Below are 2,994 nucleotides of genomic sequence, written 5' to 3' on the forward strand. Positions count from 1 at the left end.
ATTAACCACGTCTAAGAGCAATGCCAGAAAAAACATTAAACATATGATTTAACAGTAATATTTAAATTCACTTAAAATAATAAGTAAAAATAATTTAGAAAAGTTAATTGAGTCAAATCAGCAAAACATCAATACTCAATTTGTCGACAGGATGTTGGCGGGAACAGGAAAAAAGCCTAAAGGATTGGGTATCTTCAGGATGAAGATTTGATAGCTTAGGATGAGTTGTCAGCAAGGATGTAGTTAAGCTCTAGGATAGAGTTCGCCCGTCAGGATGATAGGCAAGAATGGACACCGCTAGGAAGGCGATGAACAAGGAACTCGGTTAAAGGACTTAGCCACAATCAAGGATAGATGCAGGGAGCACCTATTAGTAGCTGGATTGCTGCGAAAAAGAATAAGCCCCGTCTGGGAAACCAGGCGGGGTTTTATTTTGTCTGTAATGTATTGATAAAGATTCATCTTTATCGTTTAAGTCTTCTCTGTTTTCATAAAACACCGTGCTATCATTTTCTTTACGTCTCCCAACAAAGCTCTCAGAAAATCACACACTATGCTTAACCCTGTTTGGTTACATACATTTAAGACATTGATTGAAGTCGGTCATTTTACGCAAACGGCAGAAAAACTTTTTATGACTCAGCCTGGCGTCAGCCAACACATCAAAAAATTAGAGCAAAGCTGTCAGCATGCCTTGATCAAGCGCGAAAACAAAAGCTTCGAATTAACCGAGCAAGGCAGGATTGTCTACGCATATGCGCTCGAGTTAGAAGATAGAGAGAAGAAGCTGCTCGAAGAGCTCAGTTTTGATGATGCGTTTTCAGGCCACTGTAAACTGGCTTGTTCTGGTGCAATGGCGTTAATGTTGTATGGGCCCATTTTGGAGAAGCAAAAACAGCACCCGAGCTTATCGTTACATTTAGAAGCCGCGCCAAATCAATCTATTCTCAACTCCATAACGCAAGGGCACATCGATATTGGTATCGTGACTGATGTTCCCAACAAAGGTCTGTTTCACAGTGAGCGAATTGGTAAAGAGAGGTTGTGCTTGGTTCTGCCAAAGCATTATCAAAATAAGCAGATAACGCCACAACTCTTGCATGACTGTGGTGTCATTAGCCACCCTGATGCCGAGCATTACATGACGCTGTTTTTTGACCAATGTGAAGAACCACAGCTCCAAGAAATTAAGATGAGCGATTTACCATTATCCGGCTACGTAAATCAATTGAGCCAAATTTTGCTGCCTGTCAGCAAAGGACTTGGCTTCACCGTGCTGCCTCAAAGTGCGGTCGACAATTTTCCACTAAAAGACACGTTATACATTGCTCAACTGAAAAACACTGTATGTGAAGAGCTATTTCTGGTTCGTAAGCGCAGTCGTGCTCTACCTCTGCGCTATCAGACCATCAAAGGAGTGTTATTGGATGTGATCGGTGGTGCGCATCAATGATGTTAGCCACTCTTCGCTGGTAATGCGTTCCTCTTGGCAATCCACCCAATATGGTTTGCCAGATAACCAACTTTTCGACGCAACTTCTTTTATAAACACATCCACGGAATCAACGTCATCTTTGGCGTAATCCCATTTATTGCGCATGTGTTCTGCTGCTTCTTGATTAGTGTACGACTTGCCGTTGCGGATAAAGGTGCAAGAGGATTGCTCAACTCGTGTTATCAACGTCGAGATATCTTGCTCTACTCCTGCTAGTGCAAAGGTAGGCAGAATGCTTAATGTAAGTAACAACGTCCACTTTGCTTTCATCGCACCTTTATCCTTATCCCTGACCACATAACTACTAATAGTAACTACTGATAAGTGACTTAACTATTCTGGTGTTTGGCTGTTTAGCTCAGCAATTATTGCCACCATGCCTGAGCAGGCTGAGGCTCCGCAATCGCCAAGCGTTGACCAATCTCAGGGCTCACTAACGTTACACCGCGCTCTTCACTAATATCTAACGCGCGTTGCATTGGCTCATTCCAATCGTGCATCGACAGATCAAACGTGCTGTTGTGAATCGGCATCATCACTTTACCCTGCACATCAATGTGTGCTTGAACACTTTGCTCAGGGAACATGTGAATGTCTGACCAAAGTTCATTGTATGCACCTGTTTCAATCATGGTGAAGTCAAACGGACCGTACTTTTCGCCAATCTCTTTAAAGCCATTGAAGTAACCAGAGTCACCACTGAAGAACACTTTGTGTTGTTGTGCATTGATAACCCAACTCCCCCACAACGTCGCATCACGGTCTGTCAAACCTCGACCAGAGAAATGCTGAGTCGGAGTTAGTGTATATTCAATGCCGTCAACAGAGTGTGACTCCCACCAGTCTAGTTCGATCACTTTCTCTTTGGGTACACCCCAATTCACCAGTAATTGGCCAACTTTTAACGGCACCAAGAAAGTGCCCACCTTGTCGCCTAGCACTTTAATAGAAGCTTTATCTAGGTGATCGTAATGGTCATGACTGATCACCACCACATCGATAGTTGGCAAATCTTCTATCGTGATGGGGGTTTGGTGAAAGCGTTTTGGCCCTGCCCATTGTACAGGAGACGCGCGATCACTGAATACAGGGTCGGTCATTACCAGTTTTCCATCGAGCTTCATTAATACGCTTGAATGACCCAGACGATAGATGGCGTCATCTTGCTCTTCTAACAGTTGCTGCGCTGTGATCGCATGCACTGGAATTTCAATCGTTGGTGTTGGGTTAAGGCGCCCAGTCGTAAAATACGCTTTCATGATTTCGAACATGTCGCCCAAACCGCTTTTGTATTCCAACTCTGTATTTGCAAATTTGTCCGGGTATGTTGGCGCTTTTTCAGTATCAACATTAGAACAAGAAATCATGGATGTACCCATCGCGAACGCTCCTACTGTGGCTAGCAAAATTTTTTTCATAAAAAGTTAACCCGAACAAAAGTAAACTACACGGTGCAGTTTACATTCTAATTATCAAAAGTAAACTACTTAGTGTAAAAT

The 2,994-nt window shown here is 43.1% G+C and carries 3 protein-coding genes; 1 reads left to right on the plus strand and 2 read right to left on the minus strand.

Annotation, left to right across the window (positions count from 1 at the left end; translation table 11 throughout):
- The first annotated feature begins 553 nt into the window (after nt 1-553).
- The gene (locus CAG68_RS09295) at nt 554-1,453 is read left to right on the plus strand and encodes a LysR substrate-binding domain-containing protein (RefSeq protein ID WP_161441037.1); all 900 of its coding nucleotides are present in this window, start codon (nt 554-556) and stop codon (nt 1,451-1,453) included.
- Here the strand turns inward: CAG68_RS09295 and CAG68_RS09300 are convergent.
- Complete coding sequence (locus CAG68_RS09300; RefSeq protein WP_005374212.1) at nt 1,421-1,765, minus strand: DUF5329 family protein; 345 nt, start codon at nt 1,763-1,765, stop codon at nt 1,421-1,423. The genes CAG68_RS09295 and CAG68_RS09300 overlap by 33 nt on opposite strands.
- 95 nt (nt 1,766-1,860) lie before the next feature.
- On the minus strand, nt 1,861-2,874 hold the full coding sequence (locus CAG68_RS09305) for an MBL fold metallo-hydrolase (RefSeq protein WP_161441038.1): 1,014 nt from the start codon (nt 2,872-2,874) through the stop codon (nt 1,861-1,863).
- Nucleotides 2,875-2,994: the final 120 nt, after the last annotated feature.

This window comes from Vibrio sp. V42_P2S4T144 (genome assembly GCF_009904715.1).
In the GTDB taxonomy this organism is placed as follows: Bacteria; Pseudomonadota; Gammaproteobacteria; order Enterobacterales; family Vibrionaceae; genus Vibrio; species Vibrio alginolyticus.